21 protein-coding genes are annotated in these 22,473 nt (G+C 31.7%); 4 read left to right on the top strand and 17 right to left on the bottom strand.

Translation table 11 applies throughout. The features are described 5' to 3' along the window. Positions 1 to 77: 77 nt before the first annotated feature. A complete protein-coding gene (locus EAI80_RS05500; protein ID WP_161220288.1) occupies positions 78 to 1,982 on the top strand; it encodes a PRD domain-containing protein in 1,905 nt (634 codons plus the stop codon). 89 nt (positions 1,983 to 2,071) lie between these two features. Here EAI80_RS05500 and EAI80_RS05495 read toward each other — a convergent pair whose 3' ends face one another. The 12 genes from EAI80_RS05495 to EAI80_RS05440 all read right to left on the bottom strand — a co-directional run bounded on the left by EAI80_RS05495 (position 2,072) and on the right by EAI80_RS05440 (position 13,612). After that, the gene (locus EAI80_RS05495) at positions 2,072 to 3,526 is read right to left on the bottom strand and encodes a family 1 glycosylhydrolase (RefSeq protein WP_129981246.1); all 1,455 of its coding nucleotides are present in this window, start codon (positions 3,524 to 3,526) and stop codon (positions 2,072 to 2,074) included. A gap of 12 nt (positions 3,527 to 3,538) precedes the next feature. After that, entirely contained in the window at positions 3,539 to 4,165 is a 627-nt protein-coding gene (locus tag EAI80_RS05490; protein WP_129981245.1) for a DUF4867 family protein, read from the bottom strand. Further along, entirely contained in the window at positions 4,165 to 5,634 is a 1,470-nt protein-coding gene (locus EAI80_RS05485; protein ID WP_129981244.1) for a family 1 glycosylhydrolase, read from the bottom strand. Before EAI80_RS05485 ends, EAI80_RS05490 begins: the two co-directional genes overlap by 1 nt. Positions 5,635 to 5,832: 198 nt before the next feature. After that, entirely contained in the window at positions 5,833 to 7,299 is a 1,467-nt protein-coding gene (locus tag EAI80_RS05480; protein WP_129981243.1) for a family 1 glycosylhydrolase, read from the bottom strand. Between the two features lie 3 nt (positions 7,300 to 7,302). After that, a complete protein-coding gene (locus EAI80_RS05475) occupies positions 7,303 to 8,040 on the bottom strand; it encodes an HAD-IIB family hydrolase (protein WP_161220287.1) in 738 nt (245 codons plus the stop codon). Then, positions 8,033 to 9,028, bottom strand: coding sequence for a Gfo/Idh/MocA family oxidoreductase (locus EAI80_RS05470; RefSeq protein ID WP_129981241.1), 996 nt, complete (start codon positions 9,026 to 9,028; stop codon positions 8,033 to 8,035). Before EAI80_RS05470 ends, EAI80_RS05475 begins: the two co-directional genes overlap by 8 nt. 1 nt (position 9,029) lies before the next feature. Next, positions 9,030 to 10,055, bottom strand: coding sequence for a Gfo/Idh/MocA family oxidoreductase (locus EAI80_RS05465; protein ID WP_129981240.1), 1,026 nt, complete (start codon positions 10,053 to 10,055; stop codon positions 9,030 to 9,032). A gap of 9 nt (positions 10,056 to 10,064) precedes the next feature. Beyond that, positions 10,065 to 11,000 carry a hypothetical protein gene (locus tag EAI80_RS05460; RefSeq protein ID WP_129981239.1) on the bottom strand — a complete coding sequence of 312 codons (936 nt, stop codon included), beginning with the start codon at positions 10,998 to 11,000 and terminating at the stop codon, positions 10,065 to 10,067. A gap of 3 nt (positions 11,001 to 11,003) precedes the next feature. Continuing rightward, a complete protein-coding gene (locus EAI80_RS05455) occupies positions 11,004 to 11,513 on the bottom strand; it encodes a VOC family protein (protein WP_129981238.1) in 510 nt (169 codons plus the stop codon). Next, the gene (locus EAI80_RS05450) at positions 11,503 to 12,468 is read right to left on the bottom strand and encodes a Gfo/Idh/MocA family oxidoreductase (protein ID WP_129981237.1); all 966 of its coding nucleotides are present in this window, start codon (positions 12,466 to 12,468) and stop codon (positions 11,503 to 11,505) included. Before EAI80_RS05450 ends, EAI80_RS05455 begins: the two co-directional genes overlap by 11 nt. A 22-nt stretch (positions 12,469 to 12,490) precedes the next feature. Beyond that, positions 12,491 to 12,946, bottom strand: coding sequence for a ribose 5-phosphate isomerase B (gene rpiB, locus EAI80_RS05445; RefSeq protein ID WP_129981236.1), 456 nt, complete (start codon positions 12,944 to 12,946; stop codon positions 12,491 to 12,493). 12 nt (positions 12,947 to 12,958) lie between these two features. Then, entirely contained in the window at positions 12,959 to 13,612 is a 654-nt protein-coding gene (locus EAI80_RS05440; RefSeq protein WP_129981235.1) for a ribulose-phosphate 3-epimerase, read from the bottom strand. A gap of 195 nt (positions 13,613 to 13,807) precedes the next feature. Here EAI80_RS05440 and EAI80_RS05435 point away from each other — a divergent pair, with 195 nt between their 5' ends. Continuing rightward, positions 13,808 to 14,839 carry a LacI family DNA-binding transcriptional regulator gene (locus tag EAI80_RS05435; protein WP_192924006.1) on the top strand — a complete coding sequence of 344 codons (1,032 nt, stop codon included), beginning with the start codon at positions 13,808 to 13,810 and terminating at the stop codon, positions 14,837 to 14,839. A gap of 12 nt (positions 14,840 to 14,851) precedes the next feature. Here EAI80_RS05435 and EAI80_RS05430 read toward each other — a convergent pair whose 3' ends face one another. Next, entirely contained in the window at positions 14,852 to 15,265 is a 414-nt protein-coding gene (locus tag EAI80_RS05430) for a very short patch repair endonuclease (RefSeq protein ID WP_129981233.1), read from the bottom strand. A 12-nt stretch (positions 15,266 to 15,277) separates the two neighbouring features. Continuing rightward, positions 15,278 to 16,777, bottom strand: coding sequence for a Sau3AI family type II restriction endonuclease (locus EAI80_RS05425; protein WP_129981232.1), 1,500 nt, complete (start codon positions 16,775 to 16,777; stop codon positions 15,278 to 15,280). Between the two features lie 142 nt (positions 16,778 to 16,919). Here EAI80_RS05425 and dcm point away from each other — a divergent pair, with 142 nt between their 5' ends. After that, complete coding sequence (gene dcm, locus EAI80_RS05420) at positions 16,920 to 18,176, top strand: DNA (cytosine-5-)-methyltransferase (RefSeq protein WP_129981231.1); 1,257 nt, start codon at positions 16,920 to 16,922, stop codon at positions 18,174 to 18,176. Positions 18,177 to 18,184: 8 nt separating this feature from the next. Here the strand turns inward: dcm and EAI80_RS05415 are convergent, their stop codons facing one another. Both EAI80_RS05415 and EAI80_RS05410 read right to left on the bottom strand, forming a co-directional pair. Next, entirely contained in the window at positions 18,185 to 19,282 is a 1,098-nt protein-coding gene (locus tag EAI80_RS05415; protein ID WP_129981230.1) for a hypothetical protein, read from the bottom strand. 31 nt (positions 19,283 to 19,313) lie between these two features. Beyond that, the gene (locus tag EAI80_RS05410) at positions 19,314 to 20,366 is read right to left on the bottom strand and encodes a restriction endonuclease (RefSeq protein ID WP_275055472.1); all 1,053 of its coding nucleotides are present in this window, start codon (positions 20,364 to 20,366) and stop codon (positions 19,314 to 19,316) included. Between the two features lie 427 nt (positions 20,367 to 20,793). Here EAI80_RS05410 and EAI80_RS05405 point away from each other — a divergent pair, with 427 nt between their 5' ends. After that, positions 20,794 to 21,576 carry a MurR/RpiR family transcriptional regulator gene (locus tag EAI80_RS05405; protein WP_129981228.1) on the top strand — a complete coding sequence of 261 codons (783 nt, stop codon included), beginning with the start codon at positions 20,794 to 20,796 and terminating at the stop codon, positions 21,574 to 21,576. A gap of 90 nt (positions 21,577 to 21,666) precedes the next feature. Here EAI80_RS05405 and EAI80_RS05400 read toward each other — a convergent pair. Further along, positions 21,667 to 22,473 (bottom strand): IS3 family transposase (locus EAI80_RS05400; protein WP_129981227.1); only part of this gene is annotated, 807 nt, incomplete at its 5' end.

Here is a 22,473-nt window from a genome sequence, read left to right as displayed (position 1 = left end):
ATTTTAATTATTTTATGAGTAAACGTTTTCACATTTGTATTTTTAATGATATAATTCAACTAAGGAGTATCAAAAAAATGAAAACAACAAACAACGAAATTAAGATTATTCAAATTTTATTAGCATCAAATGACTATATATCAACTTATGAAATAGCTACACTTATCGGTATATCAAGAAGATCAGTACGAGAGGAAATTAATAACGTCAAAAACATTTTGAAAGAATTAGAGATTCATTTTACCTCCAAGCCTAATAAAGGTTATATAATTGATGAAAAAACACCTGAAATCATTAATAAGTTACAGGAAATTATTAATAAAAATGAAAACGATGATGCATATGCACTAGTACCAAATATACCGCATGATCGAGTTAATTATATTCTTAAATTATTAGCACAATCAGATAAGTATATTAAAATGGATGACATTGCCGATGACCTTCTAGTAAGCCGTGCAACAATTGCAAATGACTTAATAAATGTAAAAAAAGAATTGTCTAGATATAATATACATATAATTCACAAACCAAATTACGGTATTAAGTTGAATATTAATGAGCTTGAAAGAAGAAGAATTATTGCTGACCTTGTATTTGCGAGTATGACTCAAAGAGAAGTATTCTACGATTTTCTTGATACATATTTAGATACTTCAGATCGTGAAATTATCGAAATTATAAAAAACAACAATCTATACATCAGTGATTTGAGTTTAGCGGATATTCTTATCAATTATTCCATTTCCATTGCTAGAAACATGGCTGGCCATCCACTTGACACAGTATTTGAAGATTTCGAAATATTCAAAAATACTAAAGAATATCATACTGTACTAGACTTATCTCGCGTTGCAAAAGAACATTTCGATGTGGATTTTAATGATTCTGAAAAGAGCTTTTTAACATTAATGTTAATCTGTAAAGGATCAACTCACGATAAGATTTATCAGGAAGACCAAATAACTTCTAAACTGACCCACACAATTCTTGATGATATTTATTCATCTACACTTATTTATATTGATAATCGTTATTATGACAGACTATCTCTTTATATCCAAACAGCTTTACTAAGGCAAAAATATCAAGAAAAAATAAGAAATCCTCTTTATGATCAAATTCAAGATGATATGCCATTTGCATATTATCTAACCAAAATAGTTAATAAAAGAATTAAAGAATATACTGATACTCCCTTATCACGAAGTGAAATCACATCTTTCACAATATTTTTCAACAATATCATAACTGATCATACTGATCATCGAAAAAAAGTACTACTTATTAATTGTATGGGAAATTTTGCTTCCAATTATAATACAAATATGCTAGAGAAAGATTTGTCTAACGACCTCATTATACAAAAATGTATTTCTTACCCTGAATTATTAAAAGAGGATTTAAGTAATTATGATTTGATTATATCCAATGCTCCTATCCACAAAAACTATGATATTCCTGTCATAAATACAAATTATATTATTACTATGGATGATATCATCTTCATCAAAAGCAAACTCACTTACTATTTCAACGAAGAAAATTTGGTATACTATTTCCATCCAGAACTATTTGAACATAGTGTATCTGCAAAGACAAAAAAAGGTATTTCTACAGTGCTTTATCAAACACTCTGCAAGATATACCCTCTTATGAAATCGTCTGTTAAAGCGAATTTTACAAACAAGAATAAATACTCACTTCATTCATTTAATAACAGTATAGGCTTGTTAAAACTCAATACTCCTATTAACTCCAATACCAATAATATCATTCTCACCTTTAAAGAACCTGTCAATTATGATGACCAGGAATTCCAGGTTCTCATAGTATTCTCTAGTTATGATCAAAACAATATTATGTATGATACGCTTTATAATACTTTAAAGAAAATCAGTGAGGATAATACATTAATAGAATCGTTAATAAAATGTGAGAGCTACACAGAATTCTTATCAATACTCATCAACAATAAATAGCATAAATCAAAAAGAGAATCATAGCGTAACTCCCTCAAAAATTTAATAACCATAAGAACCCTAGAATAAATTTTCTAGGGTTCTTATTATTAGTCTAAGTCTTTTCCATCAGATTTTATTGCTTTTTGATACCAATAAAATGAATCTTTTTTACTTCGATGTAAATCTCCTTTACCTTCATCATTCATATCTACATAGATAAATCCATAACGTTTATCCATTTGTCCTGTAGTAAATGAAACCAAATCGATTGGAGCCCAAGAAGTATATCCAAAAATATTAACGCCTTCTTCTCTTGCTTTCATTAAGCTCTTAATATGACTTCTGTGATAATTAATACGATAATCATCATGAATAGAGCCATCTTCTTCTACTTTATCATAAGCTCCTAGACCATTTTCGACATCGAAAATAGGTACTTGATAACGATCATTTAAGACATGTAAAAAGTATTCATAGCCAGTTGGATCAATTTGCCATCCCCAATCAGATGCTGTTAAATATGGATTTTTTAAGTTTGCTGAAGTTCCTGCACCATCTAAAGCTTCTCCTGCATCTTTATGTGTTGTTACTACGTTAGACATATAATATGAATAAGCTAGGAAGTCAGATTTACCTTCTATCAAATCTTTTTTATCTTCTTCACTAATATCTAAAACAACATTATTCTGCTTCCAAATACGTTTGGCATAAGACGGATAATATCCTCTTACCATTGTATCTGCACAATAAGCAAATTTTTCTTGGAATTGTTTATAATTTTCAATTACATCTTCAGGATCACAAGTATATGGATAACTACAGAATCCTGCAATCATACATCCTACTGAAATATTTTTATCAATTTCATGTGCTACTTTAACAGCTTTAGCTGCCGCTACCATTTGATTATGTAATTCTTCAAAAGCAAATTGTTTTCCTTCTTTACCATCAAAATGTAATAAAATATTAATTTCATTAAAAGTTAACCATTTATCTACTAAACCTTTATATTCACCAAAACATAACCTTGCGAATTCAACAAATTGATGAATCATTTCTCTATTCGTCCAATCACCATATGTTTCTTCTAAATACACAGGTTCGTCATATTTATATAATGTAATGACAGGGTCAATGCCATATTTACGACATTCTTTAAATACATTACGATAGAATTCTACACCTTCTTGATTGACCCCTCCTTCTACTCCATGAGGATAAACTCTTGCCCATGAAATTGTTGTATTGAAAGTTGTAAAACCAAGCTCTGCAAATAATGCAATATCTTCTTTATAACGATGATAAAAATCAATACCAACATGATTTGTATAACGAATATCATCGAATAATTGATATTTAGCTCCTTTAGGTAAATGCTCAAATTGCCTCATTTTTCCTCTTGTTCCATCTGCATTTAAGTAATGAATCCAACGTATATCTGTTGTTGAACCCGAATCTCCAAAATCTACTTGAACAGGACTTCTTCCACCTTCGTCCCATCCACCTTCACATTGAGCAGCACTAATTGAACCACCCCATAAAAATTTATCAGGTATTGCCATTTTCTTTCCTCCTTATAAATATTTAATACGAATCATTTTGCCTTTTAAACCAGGATAATCTCCTGCTTGTACTTTTTCTACATTATCTTTATGTGCTATGAACCATTTATTCTTTTTCTTTAGGATTCCTCTTCTTTGACAACTATCCCCTGTTCCTCTTAATAATAAACAGATTGTTTTAAATGAATCTTTTACTGTTATTGGTGTATAGTGTAATGTTGTTGCATAGAGTTCTACGACTGTTCCTTTTGGTACATAGAAAAGTTCGCACTTATCTATGTCATAGTCATTTTCTTCCATATCTTGTCTTTTTCCAAGAGCAAGAATATAGTCTGTCACCGCAATGATTGTTTCACTGCATTGATGATATTCCAACCCATTTAATACTTCATTTTTACCAGTAACTACACCTGCCATGACATCTAAATAACCATAAATATCATTAATTAAATCTTGTATACAAGGCATTTCTTCTAATGCTTGAACACTTGTATCATAGGCATTTGTATTTTGATAAGTTGTAGCATAATTGATGGCTTCTTGCATATCTTGCTTGATGATTCGTCCATATTCTTTAAACGAATCATCAAGTTCATTAATTTGGTAATCTGGATTTAACGTTCTTATCTTTTCTAGCATTAGTCTAAATCTTCTCCATTTGAAGTGTAAACTTTTTTACAATATTCAAAAGAATCTTTTTTATAACGTTTATATGTTCCATTACCAAAATCATCAACATCTACATAAATAAATCCATAACGTTTTCTAATTTCTCCAGTACCTGCAGATACTAAATCAATACATCCCCACCAAGTGTATCCCATTAAGTCTACACCTTCATCAATACCTTCACTCATGGCTTTAACATGTTCTCTCATATAATCAATACGATATTGATCATGAACTGTTCCATCTTCTTCTAATGTATCAAAGGCACCTAAACCATTTTCACAGCTCATGATTGGGATTTGATATCTATCATAGATTTCATGCATAAAGTATTTTAATCCTTTTGGATCAATAGCCCATCCCCAATCTGACTGTTTTAAATATGGGTTTTTCTTTCCCATGAAATTTAAGTTTCCTGTTGCTTCTTCACCATCTAAATGTGTTGTTACACAGTTTGAGAAATAATAAGAGAATTCAAAGAAATCTACTGTACCATCCTTTAAAGCTTTCGTGTCTTCTTCAGTAATATCTAATGTGATATTTAATTCTTTCCATAAATGTTCAGCATAACTTGGATAATATCCTCTAACAAAGACATCCCCTGCATACCAAAAATTCTTATGCATTTCTTTTTGATTAGCAAGTTCATCATTTGGATCGCATGTTAATGCATGTGTAAAAATACCTGCTTGCATACATCCAATTTTTTTATTTGGATAATTATCATGTAAATATTTAACTACTTTTGCACTAGCTACTAATTGATTATGTAACACTTGATATTGTCTTTGGACTTCTTCTTGATTGTTTGAATCCAAGACAGAGAATTGAGCAGCATTGATTTCGTTGAATGTTGACCAATAAGTAACTTCTTGGAATTCATCAATAGATGCTTTCCCAAATTCAACAAATTCACCAATTAATACTCTATTTTTCCAGCCACCTAATTCTTCAATATAGAAAGCAGGCATATCATATTTATATAAGTGAACTAATGGTTCAATTCCATATTTCAAGCATTCTTTAAATACATTATGATAGAATTCTACCCCTTCTGGATTAATTCCTGCTTTAATTCCTTTAGGAAAAATTCTTGCCCATGATAATGTCATATTAAATGCTTTAAATCCTAATTCTGCAAACATAGCAATATCTTCTTTATAATGATGATAAAAATCTGTTGCTTTATGATTAGGATAAAATTCATCAGGATTGATTGCTAATTTAGCGCCATCTGGTAAATTACACTTTTCAATCATTGCAGGTGTTTTACCATAAGTTCCATCTGGCATGATATAAGTTGCCATACGTGGTTCATTCACATTACCTCCCGTATGATAGTCTGTCATATTTGGTGATTTTCCGCCTTCGTCCCAACCACCTTCACATTGGTTAGCACTGATATCTCCACCCCATAAAAATCCTTTTGGAAAACTCATTTTTCTTCCTCCTTTGTTTTTCACTATATCTTTTAATTTGTTTTTATCCAAAGCACTTATGATGTAAACGTTTTCCTGACTTCTGTTTATATACTATAATGATTTATTATCTTTTTCTAGTTAAAACCTTGTCACAATATGTGCCATTCTTTTATAGTTTTATAGCAGCTGATATAAAAACAAGCTCAATGAGCTTGTTTAATCTAAATCTTCACCATTAGAAGCAATTACTTTTTTATACCAATAGAATGAATCTTTTCTTGAACGATGTAAATCACCATTTCCTTGATCATCCATATCTACATAAATAAATCCATATTTTTTATCCATTTGTCCTGTTCCTGCTGAAACTAAGTCAATACATCCCCAAGTTGTATAACCAAATAGATTAACTCCTTCTTCAATAGCTTTTTTCATCTCTTTAATATGTTCACGGTGATATTCAATACGTGCTGGATCATGACATATACCATCTTCACCTTCAGTTTCAATTAAACCAATACCATTTTCCACATCAAACATCGGTGCATTATAACGGTCATTTATTAAATGCATTAAATGTCTAAACCCAACCGGATCAATTTGCCATCCCCATGCATTTGCTTTTAAATAAGGATTTTTTACTGTTCCTAAAACATTCCCTGCAATATGATCATTCTGTTCAACTTTATGTGTTGTTACAACACCTGAGGCATAATATGAAAAACCAATAAAATCAGATTTACCATTCTTTAAATCTTCTTTATCCTGTTCTGTGATTTCTGGTTTAATTCCATATCTCTCCCAAATTCTTTTAGCAAATGGTGGATAATATCCTCTCATTTGTGTATCAGCACTATAACAGAAGAAATCTTGGAAGTTTTCATAACGAGCAATAGCATCCAATGGATCTGGTGTTAATGGATAAGACATATTTCCACAAATCATGCATCCTACTTTAAGATTTGAATCAATTTCATGTGCAACAATAGTTGCTCTTGCAGCAGCAACTAATTGATTATGTAAATAAATTAAATTTCTTTGATTTTTTTCACTTTTTTGTCCATCTCTTGGCATAATGATATTGATTTCATTAAATGTCATCCATTTATTAACATAATCTTTATATTCTGTAAAACACACTCTCGCAAATTCAACAAATTCATCAATCATTGCACGATTACGCCATCCACCATGTTGTTCTAAAAGTGAAACGGGTTCGTCATATTTATATAATGTAATAACCGGATCCATCCCATATTCTTTAGCTATCTTAAAAACATCTCGATAAAATTCAACACCCTCTTGGTTGATACCACCTTTAATCCCATGTGGATAGATTCTAGCCCAAGAAATAGAAGTATTAAATGTTGTATATCCCATTTCTTTAAATAACGCTAAATCTTCTTTGTAACGATGATAAAAATCACTTGCCACATGATTTGTATAATGTAAATCATCAAAGAAAGCAAACTTACATCCTTCTTCTAATTCATCAACAGCTTCCCAATTACGGTGAACTCTTTTACCCTCTTTGTCTAAATACCAAATTTGTCTTCTTTCTTTTGTAGATCCTGCTGTACAATAATCTACCAATACTGGTGATTTCCCTCCTTCGTTCCATCCACCTTCAATTTGAGCAGCACTAATTGAACCACCCCATAAAAAACCTTTTGGAAATCCCATTTTTTACTCCTCCTTTACTATTGCTACTGCTTCTTTCACTGATGATACAACGAACGTTGTTTGTTGTTGGATATCTTGCGGTGATGTTTTAAATGTAAATGAATAATCAACGACTTTAAACATTTCTAAATCATTATAACTATCACCTATTCCTGCTGTTTCGTCACTGATTAATACTTCTAATTTTAAAATTCCTTGACCTTTACTACATCCTCTTTTAACAATATCAATTGCATTTACATTTTGAAAAGCATGCAATACAGGGTAATCATTATTAATTTCATCAGTTATTTCTTTAGCTCTTGTAGATTCAATTAATGAAAAACTATAAATTTTACGATTTTTAAATTCATCAATTGAATCAAATTGCTTAATATAACTAGGTGCGTCATTTGGAATATGTGCAAAATATAAAGAATCTTTATCTAAACAATGTGGTCCAGCAATTGATTCATTTTCATATTTTTGACAAACTTCTTTTACCAAATCAAAAGGAATCTCTTGTCCATAAATAACTTGATAATCCTTATCAAGAACAAGTCCTCCTGTACAAAGAACATAATAATCAGGATTAATTTTACCTTCTATTAAAGCAAGTACCCCACCTAGAGGTCTCCCTGTACACAAAGCAAACTTATTACCTTCTTCCTGAAAAGCTCGTATTGCCTCTATATCCTCCTGATGAAAACCATCCTCAAAAAAGAGAGTCCCATCAAAATCACTAAATAATATTTTACTCATGGGCTTCATCCGCTTTGAAATGAACACCTGCCGACATTCTAGCTTTTGTCGCAATGTCCATTGCAATAAGACTATTTTTCATCATTTCATCTGCTTTATCAAAATTCATTTCATTGAATATTTTAACAAATTCAAGAAATTCAAAATACATACGATGCTTATTATCCTGTAATGCATATGGAGTTGTTGTATTGTCATTTAGCAAGTGATCAAAACCTATTAATGTATTGGCAGGCGTATGAATAATAATTGATCCTTTATCGCCTTGAATCGAAGTCATAATAGGTGCTTTACAATCTTTTGCAGCAATAAGTGCAGCCTTAAATGATCCATAATCCAAAGTAATAATACCCGATGTATCAATATTCTTCTCAATATTTGCATCATAATGCACTTTCTTTGGTTTCCCAAATAAAACAACAGCTAAATGAATATTATAAATATTCAAATCCATTAGAGCACCTCCTGATTTTGTATTATCAAAGGCAGGAAGAATATTACCTTGTTTAAAAGCATCGTATCTTGATGAATATTGACTATAGTTCGCACTAAAAATCTTAATTTGACCTAACTCTGGAAGTAGTTCTTTAATTTTCAAAACATTAGGGAGATATTGCGTAGAAATAGCTTCTAACAACAATAATTTCTTACTCTTTGCAATATTATTAAGTTCTTCTAATTCTTCTACTCTTGATGTAAAAGGTTTTTCACAAATAACATGTTTACCATGTTCTAAAGCTTCTTTACACATAGAATAGTGTAAATGATTTGGTGATGCAATATACATAACCTCTATCTCATCGTCATCAAGAAGATGCTGATAATCTGGATAATATTTCTTAATTCCTTCATCTGCAGCCATCTTTTTAACTTTATCTATAGATTTAGGTGTAGAAGCAATAGCTTCAAGCTCTATTCCATCTACATCATGTATAAAGCGAAATAAATCTCTTACAATCATTCCTGATCCCGCAATACCAAGTCTCATACTAGACCTCCTTAGCAGCTTTAGTTGCTTCTTCTATAATATGAAGAACTTCTACAACCTCTTGATCTTTGACTACCTTTTCAGCATTATTAAAAATAACCTCATACAGATTATCATAGATCAATCCATAATCCTGAATTTCGGTAGGCACCTTCTTTGTAACATCATTACCTTCATCATCAATATAAGAAAGAGTTCCCCATTTATCTTCTGGTAATGGATCAAAGCTGATTTCTACTGGTCCTGGTTTTGCTTTTAAAGCACTTTGATGTCCTAATTGAGGCATTAAGAAACTTCCTTTACGACCATGCACAATAAATCTAGGATAATCTAATTTTACATAATAACTTGTTTTAACTATAGCTTTCATATTGTCATAAAAAAGATCAATATCATAATAATCATCACTTTCACCTGGATGATCAAAACTTCTGCAGTCATATACAACTTTCTTAGGAACACCAAATTGCCCAATCATCTGGTCAATAGGATGTACAGCCAAACCATAAAGAATACCCATTCCAACTCTATCTTTAATACTAGGACGATAGTAATCATAATGTGATTCAACTTCTAATATTTCACCTAATACGCCTGATTCAATTACTTTTCTGACAGTTCTCATATCTGCATCAAAACGTCTATTCTGGTTTGCCATAACAACGAGACCTTTATCTTTAGCATATGCAAATACTTCTTCTGCCTGTTTTGCTGTCATTGCAAATGGTTTTTCGCATAAAACATTTTTTCCATGCTCTAATGCTTGCATAGTATACTCAACATGAAACTGATCCGGTGTATTAACTACCACTAGATTAACTTCTGGATCACTCATTACCTGTTCAATATCACTTGTAAACGTAATACTTGGATACCATGTTTCTCTTTCTTCATCTCCAACTCTATCTACATCTCTACGATAAATGTATTTAACCTGAATTGTTTCTTTTCTTCTTTCCACATATGGCAAATGATATCTACAAACACTATTTCCGAATCCAATATAAGCAACTACTAGTTTATCCATATTATTCTCCTATCTCTTTGGGGTTGCCATTTTTTTCCATGTATAAGCTTTACCTTTTAATGTTACTGACATCTGATAGATGTTTTCTGGCCATGTTCCACCGCCAAAGCCACCATCACCAATTGCATGTACATCACAGCCTGTCTGTTTCATTAGCAAAGTAACTTCTCTTATTGTATCTACATCAGCTGCTTCTACATTACTATCTAAAAATACCATTGCGAGAGCACCCTTACGATGTGTATATTCAACTAATTCTCTGATGATTTCTACTGTGATACCATGTCTTGATCCTGGTGCAGGAAAATCGATAATATCTACTCCGGCATCAATTAGTTCATCAATCACTTCTTTCGCATTATAAGTAGCAAGCGGATCACCTAAGACTTTTTCCACAATTCCATCTTCCCACTTACCTGCAAAAATCAACATGTCATCACCACATACTTCGCGACATTCTTTACTCGCACGAATCACATCTTTGATAGAAGTTCCACTTCCTGGATTACCTCCAAGAATAATAAAATGCACACCCATTTTTTTTGCCTTTAATGCATGTTCTTTTGTATACATCATAGGTGCAACACTAGACACTCTAGGGTCATTCATATCTACGCCCTCTTTAGGACATCCCATATAAATACCTACTGGTCTATTGCCTACTAACTCTTCTATTCTTTCAAAAGACAACCCTTGCATACCTGGCAATTTTTCAGGATGATCAAAATCATATCCGTTTAGTAAAACCATATCTGTGCCAAATGCAAACATAAGTTCCGTACTTGTGCAATCAGGAATCAAAATAGGACTAGGAAGATATGTTTGACCCATAAGAACTCTTCCTTCTGATTTCAAGATAGATTCTTTTAACTGCCTTCCATTATAAGTAGCAATTTTACTCGGCTCTGCTGATATTAATCTTACTACGTTATAATCTAATTCCATATTTCATCTCTCCTTTCCATATTTTTCTTTATCTTCTTCAATATTTCCTTTAAACTGCAATGATTTATCTGTATACTGCATAATCTCAAACTTATTTCCATCCGGATCATGAATCCACATCTGCCATGTTTCTGACTGACCTTTATTAGGTTCTATATCAATATCTACACCAGCTTTAACTAATTCTTCTCTCGCTTCAAAAATATCATCTACCATGAGTGCAAAATGTGAATAACCTAAACGTGTATCAGGTGCTTCATGTTCCAATTGATGATCAGCTTTAGGAAATAACTCTAAATATTGTCCTGGAGCTAATTCAATAAAGATATATGCAATTCCTTTAGGGTCTGTTTCAGCTCTTTGAGCCCAAAAACCTCTTTCTTTTTTACCTTGATATGCTTCATATCGCATAATAATTTTTGCTTTTAAACCAAGCTTGTTTTCATAGAAATCTCTCATTTCATCCATGTGAGATGTATAAAAAGAAAGGTGCATTATTTCATTAAACTTCATTACTATCCATCTCCTTTCTAATAGCATTTGTGATAGATGCACATTTTATTGAATCATCCAATGTCATACGAGGACTCTCTATAAGTCCTTTTTTTAAGCATTTATGAACTTCTTCAATTTCAGTATAGAAGTCATCATAGATATATGGTTTTGTAATTGTGTAAGCATCTTCTCTATTAACCTTAATCTCGATACTTTCTGGACGATAAAATGGACAACATTTTATCGTTCCATGATTACCATTGATCAACATTATAGGCTCCTTCTTTTCGTTCATAGCTATTTCAAATGATGCTGATTGATAATCTCCAAAATATAGTCTTACATAATCATGGACATCTACACCGTGTTCATAGTGTGCTTCTACATTTATTTCTTTAAGAGGTACATGAATATAATCAATAATACTGCCTAACACATAACTACCTACATCATTCAAAATACCCCCCTGTTCAGGATCATAAAGATAACGTGTTTCTTTTGTGTTGCGAATGTCATAACAGAATCTGTTTTCTATAGTAAGTATTTTCCCAATGACCTCTTCATCTAACAGCCTCTTTAATTCCTGAATAACTGGAATAAATCTTGTTTTAATACCTTCCATAAAAAATGACTGATTCTCAATAGAAAGCTTCTTTAAATCAATCATTTCTTCTACACTAAGCGTCGCAGGTTTTTCACATAAAACTGCCTTCTTATTCAATAAAGCTTCTTTAGCCCACTTATAGTGGTCTTTATGTCTTAAAGCTATATATACAACATCTACATTTTTATCTTCTAGTATTTGCATGTAATCTGTATAAGTGCTAATTTCTGGATATTCTTCTTTAAATAAATCTAATTTTATATCAGTATGACTGGCAATAGCGTATAGTTTTCCTTGATCACTATGTATCAAACTTTTTGCGAATCTTTGAGCTATATGTCCTGCTCCAATAATTCCCCATTTAATCATAAGCACACCTCAAAAAAGCACCTTAATGGTGCTTTTGTCTTTCCTCAATTTCTTTTAGCATATCAATACGCACCTGATGACGACCGCCTTCATATTCACCACTTAACCATGCATCAACAATCATTTTAGCTAGTTCAATACCAACGACACGTGCACCAAATGCAAGCATATTTGTATTATTATGCTGTCTTGATAACAATGCAGAATATGGCTCACTACATGTTACACAACGAATACCATTTACTTTATTTGCAGCTAAAGAGATACCAACACCAGTACCACAAATAACAATTCCTTTATCTACTTCACCACTTACTACAGCATTTGCGACTGCTTCACCAGCTACTGGATAATTAAATCTTTCAGTACTATCTGTACCGAAATTCACTACTTCATAGCCATACTTTTCTTCAATATAAGACTTAATTTCATTCTTGTAGCTAACTGCTACATGGTCATTACCAATACCAATTTTCATTTACATATCCTCCTACACTTTTCTAAGTTCTGGTATAATTTCACTATAAGGACGTCCCTTATTAAATAACGCACTTGTACCTAAAATAAATCCTTTAACACCAATTTTAGATAAATCATGTATCTTTTCTGGTGAACAAGCACCATCAATCATAACATCATAACCACCATAGTTATTTGACTCATCGACAAACTTCTTAAACTTAGGTGTTACAAAATCTAAATATTTCTGACCAGCAAATCCTGGGTTAACAGACATTAGCATAACATAATCACATAGATGTAATAGTTCTTTGACTGTTTCAAAAGATGTTCCTGGGTTTACTGCAATTCCAGGATGCACACCTGCGTCTTTAATCTTCTGTAATGTACGACATGCATGTTTATCTGTTTCAGGATGAATATAGATGATTCTTACCCCCAATGAAGCAAACTTTTCTACATAATCCCCAGGATTAACAACCATAAGATGAACATCACATGGTTTCGTAGATTTTTTACAGATATATTCCACATCCTGTAATCCCATTCCAAAATTAGGCACAAAACTTCCATCCATAATATCTAGATGAAAGATATCAATTCCAGCATCCACTAACTCTTTTACTTCTGTTTCTAAATGGCCAAAATTAGCACACATCATAGATGGGCATAATAGTTTTTCCATAATAATCCCCTTTCTGGGTAAACGTTTACCTTTTACATATATATATCATATCATCATCAAACACGGTTTCCATATAAATGAATGGCACATATTATGCCATATTTATATGTAATGTATTATTTTTAAAAAGTCTGATGTAATTGAATTTCAATATACGAATTTATATAATTTAATTATGAAAGGGTTCAAAAAATTATGACTAAAAAAAATATATCCATCAAAGAAATCGCAAAGCTTGCGAATGTATCTGTTGCAACAGTGTCTCGAGTAATTAATAATAATGGAAGATTTTCTGAAGCAACAAAAGAGCGTGTTGAAAAAATAATAAAAGAATATGGTTATACAACGAATATTGCAGCCAAAAGTTTAAGAACATCTAAATCAAAAACAATAGGTTTAATTGTACCTCATATTAATAATGAATGGTTTTCACAACTTGCTTTGGAAATAGAAAATTATTTCTTTGATAAAAACTATTCTGTATTTATATGCAATACATCACATGATGAAAACAAAGAAATAGCGTATTTTAAATCTTTAGATAGTAAGTTAGTAGATGGTATTATTTGTATTTCTGGAATAGAACAGATTCCCACTAACAGTTTAAGTAGAAGTATACCGATAGTATGTATTGATAGAAAACCTAAAGATCACAGCAATGCTTATTATGTAGAATCTAATCATTATTTAGGAGGATATCTTGCAACAGAGGAACTAATTAAACAAGGATGCAAGAATATAGTGATATTATCTAGAAATAGATCTTTATCTGTGAATAAGCAAAGACGTAGTGGGTATTATCAAGCTTTAGAAGATTATCATCTAGAACATAGTACAGATTTAGAATTACTATTAGATATTGATACAGCAAACTATGAAGGCTCTAAAAAAGCAGTAAGTGAATTAATAGAGAAAGGAATTAAGTTTGACGGAATATTTGCGACTAATGACTGGCGTGCCTATGGTGCATTAACGGCTTTATTAGAGCATCATATAAAAGTACCTGAAGAAGTAAAAATTATAGGCTTTGATGATATTTTTATATCTAAAACATCACATCCTTCCCTATCTACTGTGAGACAGGATACTCCTGGACTTGCAAAAACAGCATGTAAGTTATTAATGAATTTAATGAATAATGAAGAAATAGAGAATAATAAACAAAGATATATACTTCCTGTTGAGGTAATTAGAAGAGAGTCAACGAGAAAAGGAACAGCCCACTAGAAGGTGTTCCTTTTACTGTGTTATTTCTTCTATGAGTAGTTTCATTCTGTGATCAAAGTCTTCTTTGATTTCACATTCCCATACTACTATCACTTTATAATCAAGTTGTTGGAGAAGATTATAATTCTTCACATCATTCTCTACATTCTTATTAATATGTTGAACCCAGTATTCAGTTCTTGATTGTGGATATTTTCCATACTTACAACCATAGTGGTGATGCCAAAAACAACCATTAATAAAAATAGCTGTTCTATATTTAGAAATTACAATATCAGGTGTACCTGGCAAACTCTTATCATTCTTACGATATCTAAATCCATGATGCCATAAGTACTTCCTCACCATCGTTTCAGGTTTATTATCTTTTCCTCGAATATGACTCATTACCTTTGAACGTTGTTCTTTTGTAAACACATCAGGCATAGTCTCACCTTCTTAATCTTTTAAAGGTAAATACTTATTCACTAATCCCAGTACATAATCATTGTTCAAGAAGAAACATTGTTTAGTCACAATAGTACCATCAGGTAATTCATCACCATCAGTTTGTATATTTCCTGAGCCAATTATTTTACCATCATTAAACACATAAATAGCTTTGCTAGCATGTGGTCTTACATGAACAATCAGATTATCCTTTTTAGCCGGAAGATTATTATGCACAATCAAGCCATTCTTGTTTTCACTTATTGTAAATTCTATTCCGTGTTTTGCTAGATATACTGTTCTTTCCCAAGCTTCACGCACTTTTCCATCTAAGTCACTTTCAGGCATTGCCCATAAGACAGTTCCCCTAAATCTATATTCATATTCAGAATCATCTATTTCATCAAATACACAGAACAAATACTTTTCATCAATGAACTTATTTCTTAATTCGGAATCTTCCCAATTCTCTTCTACAATCTCTTTAAACTTAAAAGCAGGGAAACTCATTGACTCCTTTATAGTTCCATCCTTCTTAATGCGAATTGTTTTAATTTTAATATTTGCCTTATAGAATTCATCATAATATTCGTCAATATCTTTACTCTTAGTTTCTGGTGAAGCATTCATCATTCTTGCAATATAGCTTCTCAAATAATTAAGAGATTTTCTATTTACAGGTGTTTCAATCATCTCATCAATCTCGGATAATGATTTACCATAATAAGATGAAAACAAATACTCTACCATCCTGTCAAATATATTATCTCTGCCAATAATTCCTGAGGTTTTCATCAAGCTTTCTTTTGTAATAGCATTGTCATTAAATACCTGTGACCTTAATAAAGCTGTCATATATTTAGGTTTCAATGAGAACGCTCTTCTTTTAGCTTTAACAGAGCTAAATGGTTGATCAACAAAAGAAGTAGCTGCACTAGCCCCTTTTGTACACGCGCTCAAATAATATGTATCTGATTCAGAAATATCTTCAGCATGTCCACTTTTAATCTTATCAATAATAATATTATAGTCGTTAATTATGATCTGCTTATCTTCTTCTGGTATGTCTTTAAACTCATACAGAAAAATCTTATCTATGCATAAATCATAATTCAACTTTTCAGGCTCATTAAAATAAAACATCAAAAGGACTTTATTGAGCTTATCTAAAACATGACTATCTTCAAAAGAAATATCATAATCCTTCATGTAGTTAATCATAGTTACAACAAGTCTCTCTTTTGCAGAAACCATATTCTTATCTTTCCCTACTCTATTCATTGGAGTGACTTTTAATTCTACTCCTAATTCCGGGAAGTCTGCTTCTTGTCGACTATCAATACCCTTATGGAATAATCCCTCTTCAATAACTTGTCCAATCTTTCCCTTATTACCGCCTTTTAAACGATTATTCACATCATACTCTTTAAAAGGAACACCAAGAGAAGACTGCGCTGTTTCCAGTAGTTCTTCTATGCTTTGATAAACTTTATTTTTTTCATCACTCATACTTACAATCCTCCTTGAAAAATGATAATATATAGATCACTTTGCCTATTGATCGAAAATTCTATTTAATGTATAATAGATGTGCTATAGGTTAATACATAAAAATGTAATTATATTATAACATAAGACGGAGGAAGTATACATGGAACTAACAGTTGTAGAACTATTTGCCGGTGTAGGTGGATTTAGAGTAGGATTGAATGATATTAAATCATTTGATGAAAATGACAAAGCAATCGAAAATAGAAATTGGAAATTCGTTTGGGCGAATCAGTTTGAACCATCTACTAAAGCACAGCCTGCATATAACTGCTACTGTACAAGATTTGGTAAAGAACATACTTCCAATACAGATATCCAAGAAGAAGTAGCTCACCTAGACGAGGATACCGATTATATTCCTAATCATAGTCTTCTTGTCGGAGGTTTTCCTTGTCAGGACTACTCAGTCGCAAGATCTCTTAGCGGTGAAAAAGGGATTGAAGGTAAGAAAGGTGTTCTTTTCTGGTCAATTGCAAAGATTTTACATGCGAAAAAGCCACCTTTTGTATTATTAGAAAATGTAGATAGATTACTTAAATCACCTTCTAAACAGCGTGGCAGAGACTTTGGTATTATGCTTAGAACTTTCAATGATGAAGGTTATGATGTAGAATGGCGTGTTATCAATGCTGCTGAATATGGAGCAAGACAGAGAAGAAGAAGAACATTCATTTTTGCATGGAGAAAAGATACAAAGTATGCAGAAGTACTTTCTGATATGAAGATTGAGGATATTATTGTAAAGGAAGGATTGTTTGCAAGACAGTTCCCAATCAACTTGATTGATACTCCTATTAGAACTTATGATGTGACTTCTTATGAAGATACTGTAGAGATGACAGAAAAATTCCATGCAAACTTCGAAAATACAGGTTGCATGGTGAATGGAGAAATTGTAACTTTTAAGACAGAGCCTCAGTTCAAAGAACCGATTCCTTTAAAAGATACTCTACTTCATAACGTAGATAAGAAATTCTACTTGAATGATAAACAAAAAGAGAAATTCGAATATTTAAAAGGGTCTAAGCGAATCACAAGAACAAATGCAGAAGGTTTTACTTATAACTTCTCTGAAGGAAAGATTGCATATCCTGAAAATATTGATTTACCAAGTAGAACTATGTTAACTAGTGAAGGTACAGTAAACAGAAGTAGTCATGTTGTTGCAGATCTAGATACAGGAGAAAAGAGAATTATCACTCCAGTGGAAGCTGAAAGATTACAGCATTTTCCTGATAACTGGACAAATACAGGAATGACTGATAGACAGAGATATTTCATGATGGGTAATGCCTTAGTTACATTCATCATTAATACACTAGAGTCAAGATTAGAAGAGATTATAAAAGCAGAGTAGCCTAATGGTTACTCTGCTTTTGTATTTGTATTTTTATATTTTGAGTCTAAGAATTCAACAAGCGAATCATAATCCATCGTACTTATATCTACAATTTCCCATCCCGCTTTTTTGAAGACTTCATAAGTCATTGTTTTTTTATCGTTTATTTTATTAACATATCCTATTTTTTCGATATCATCTCTTGCAACCATAGTGAGCATATTTTTTTCAATCGTTTTTGTAAGTGTTTTTCTATGTCGAACACCTTCAAAATTAGGGTATTGTAATATAATGTCTCTTGCATTGTAAATTTCTATTCTATTTCCCATATATTTCATCATCTGTTCTTTTGTCATTTTACCAATACCTTTACCCCTTACAAATAAATGTAATAATGAAGATATACCAGTAAAACCTGCGAAAAAAGAAGCTAATAAAAGCATGGAATCGCTAGTATTAGTTCTCCCTGAAGAAAGATTACCTTTTTTATCATAGTATTTTCCATCTTCGTTTTGCAAAATTAATTCAAAAAAATAGATAAATGCTTCATAACTAATTTTATATTTATCAAAAAGAATAATACTTTCAATCCCAGAATCAAGTGACTTAAAACACTCTTCATCAAAATGAATGCGCCATAAATTCAAATCAACTAATTCCTCTTGTCCCTCACATGTAAGTTTCATTTTTTCATTCTTACATTCATAATCCATCATTCTACCCATTCTGAAAAATATTAATGATATGCATTTCATATATTTTTTAGCATTTTCATTAATACAATCCATTATTGACCACATATCTTCAAATGTTAAATCAGGTAATTCTTCACCATCTCTAGTAATGATTTTAGGGCGATAATCTTGTGGGTATGTTTTTGAATCTTTCCCCCTAGGCAAAGATTCTTTACCTGGAAATCTAATTGATATTTTTTCACCCTTGGATGTTTCATGAAATAGCAAATCAGCCTCTTTTTCTCCCGATTTCAAATTTTTCTTTTTAGTTTCACAATCTATAAAATCCCTTAAAACATTAATATTATGCAAACGTCTTTTATTACTTTGTTGTAAATATGAACTTAAACATTTTATTGTTAATTGTTTTTCAATATCTGCTGTTTCCATATAGTTTCATCTCCTTAATTTTGATTCTTTACTAATTTTCTTCCCATTCTTTTCTTTTACTATCAATAATGCTTAAATACTCATCTATATCCTCACTAGTAATAGAATTCACTCTAAGTATTCTTGCAATATCTGTCGCAATAACAACTAATATAGGATGACCATCTTCCACAACCTCTTGATAAGCTTGACTATCAATATAACTTGTTGTTATTAAAACTCCAAACTGTCTATATCTAATTCTAGATATAAGTCTAGACATTTGTTTTACACCTACACCACCATTTTCAGAATAGCACTTTGCTTTTAGTGCACATTCAATCTTTAGTGGGGCATTCACTTTACCACCACCGTTAATGGAATAGTATCCAATAACATCTCTTCCACCATCTCTCCATGGACGAGTAAGATTGAAATCAACAAAGTGATTATCCATCTTAATCAATAAATCCATTGCACATGATTCAAAACCATATGGATTATCCTTATAATGTTCCCTAATAACATCAACACACTTCTTACCTTCATCATCACACTGTAATTGGTCATACTTACTAGGGATATGAATAATCTTAGGTACCTTCAATGCTTCTATCCCATCTCTACCTTGAGAAATGAACTTCTTCCATACATCAGGTGCAATATCTATACTTGCCGAATGATTTTCGGATAAAGATTTAATCCAATCTCTAGAAATACCTTTCACCTTAGTATCTAGTATTGTAAAGTAAGCTTCATAATTCTGAAACTTTTGGCCATTCAATGAACACCATAATGCAACTAAGTCTCTACCTGGCGATATATTATTATTTCCAGGTGCAGCTAAACCTAAAAACTGGATATCTCTTCCATTTCCAGTTTTTTTAAACACAAAGAAAGGTGGCATATCTTCTAGATTATTACTATTAAGTAATTTAAATACCTCTTCCAATAAAAGGTTACCTTTCTTCTTTGTGTTTCTCATATCATTTCCAGGTTTTCTATTATCGCCATAATATCTGAATACGCCTGTCTCCTCATCGGGAAAGTCTAGCCATTCTAATTCTTCCATAGAAGTATATAAAAGGACATAAGTGGGTAATATACTGTAGCTGTCCTGAAATCACTCTTCTAAATCCACCAGCGTTTCCACACAGAAAAAGATGAGATAGAGGATCAGAACTAAGATTAGAAGCATTACTACCTTTATAAACACAATCTATTTGCAAATCATCATTTGTAAGTATTCATAAGCAACTTCTACCATTATTTCACTTGTATAATAATCTCTTATAAATATATTACACTATATTAATCTTACCTAACAACAGTGGCATGTACAAGAACGATTATTTTAACTCATACCTTCCCTTAATAATTATCAAGATTCATCTACACTACCAATTCGAATACAAATAAGCTTTTTTATGCGATAAATTAACAATATCCAAACAGAAATATGAAACATTATAAAAATTTCATATATAATAGCCATTTATCATGTATAATGCACCTAAAGGGGTACACATCATATGAACTTAAAAGAAAAAATCAGTATTTATTATACAAATCTCACACCAACAGAAAAAAGAATATGTACTCTCATAATGAAAGATCCTTCTATCATTATGGAACATAACATTATTGAAGCAGGTGAACTATGTCAAACTTCTAAATCTGCAATGCTTAGGTTTGCTAAAAAATTGGAGTATAGAGGATATTCAGAGTTTAAATATTCTGTTGAAGAGTATTATAAAAATGAAAATGTGGATAATGTTGAAAACACACAAAACACTATTCTTTCACGAATATCTAATAATTATGCACTCACTATTAATCAAATAGGTAACTCTCCCTATGATGGACAATTACAAGAGTTAGCACAGCTATTAGATGAATATCCTTATGTAAAATCTCTAGGTATTGGTAACTCTTCATTCTGTGCTAGTCAGCTCGTATATTCCTTGTATTCATACAATAAATTCTTCGAAGCTGTAACAGATCAACCTCAGTTCACATATCTTAAAAACTGTCTATCAAAAGATTATTTACTAATCATCTTTAGTGTTTCAGGTTCAAATACTTATCTAGACTTGCTTAAAGTAGCAAAACGAAAAGGTGCTTATACTGTACTCATTACAATGAACAATGACACTCCATTAAAGAATTATGCCAATATGGTTTATTATCTACCTTCTACTGTTGAACCTAGAAGTCAAACAACTGTTTTAAAACAATTCGATAATAGAACAACTCTTCACTTTTTCGCAGAAATCATTTCATACTATTACGGATTATATTCAGAAAGAAAATAAGCACCTCAATTTGAACCGCCCCTGTCAAGCAGACAGGTGAAATAATTAAAAACATGTACCTATGCCTGCCACGTAGTGGCAGGCATATTTTTATACATAATGTGCTGCCTTATATTTCTGTATCGCCTTGTTCTCAGGTATTGGATACTGAACTGGATTCTCATTGCATGATGCTTCACTTCTTACTTCATAAGGTGTTTTCACACCAAATCTTCTTTGATATCTTTCATGACTGTAATATCCTATCCATTCTTTTATTGCCGCTTCTAATTCCTCTCTTGTTTCATATTTCTTGCCATAATGATATATCTCACATTTAAGTATTCCCCAGAATCCTTCCATTGGTCCATTATCAATGCAGCAGTGAACTCTGGACATGCTCTGTTCCATGCCATTATCCTTAAGCATACGCACAAAGACTGGACTCGTATACTGGAAACCTCCATCACTATGAAATAACGGATGTGCTCCTGGATTAGCTTCTACAGCTGATCTGAATGTATTGAAGACAAGGTTATTATCATTATGGTCACTAATTGCATATCCTACTGGATATCTGTCATAAAGATCTAGTATCAGGCTTAGATATAGCTTATTTTCATTATTCTTTCCATATTTGAACTCAATGACATCTGTTACCCATTTCTCATTAGGTCTTGATGCATTAAAGTCTCTTTTAAGATTATTCTTGGCTGTATTGTTGCTTTTTCTGACTGTACAGCTTCTTCTTTTTGGTCTTATGATTGACTTGATGCCAAGTATTTTCATCACCTTGTAGACCTGCTTGTCATTATAGTTCTTGTTTTCATCTCTGTTTATTCTATCTGTCATCATTCTGTAGCCAAGCGTATGATTGAACTTCTCATCATACTTTCTTATAAAGTCTGCCAGTTCCTC

The sequence above is a fragment of the Catenibacterium sp. co_0103 genome, from assembly GCF_004168205.1.
Lineage (GTDB): Bacteria > Bacillota_I > Bacilli_A > Erysipelotrichales > Coprobacillaceae > Catenibacterium > Catenibacterium mitsuoka_A.
This window is presented reverse-complemented; position numbering and strand designations above follow the sequence as displayed.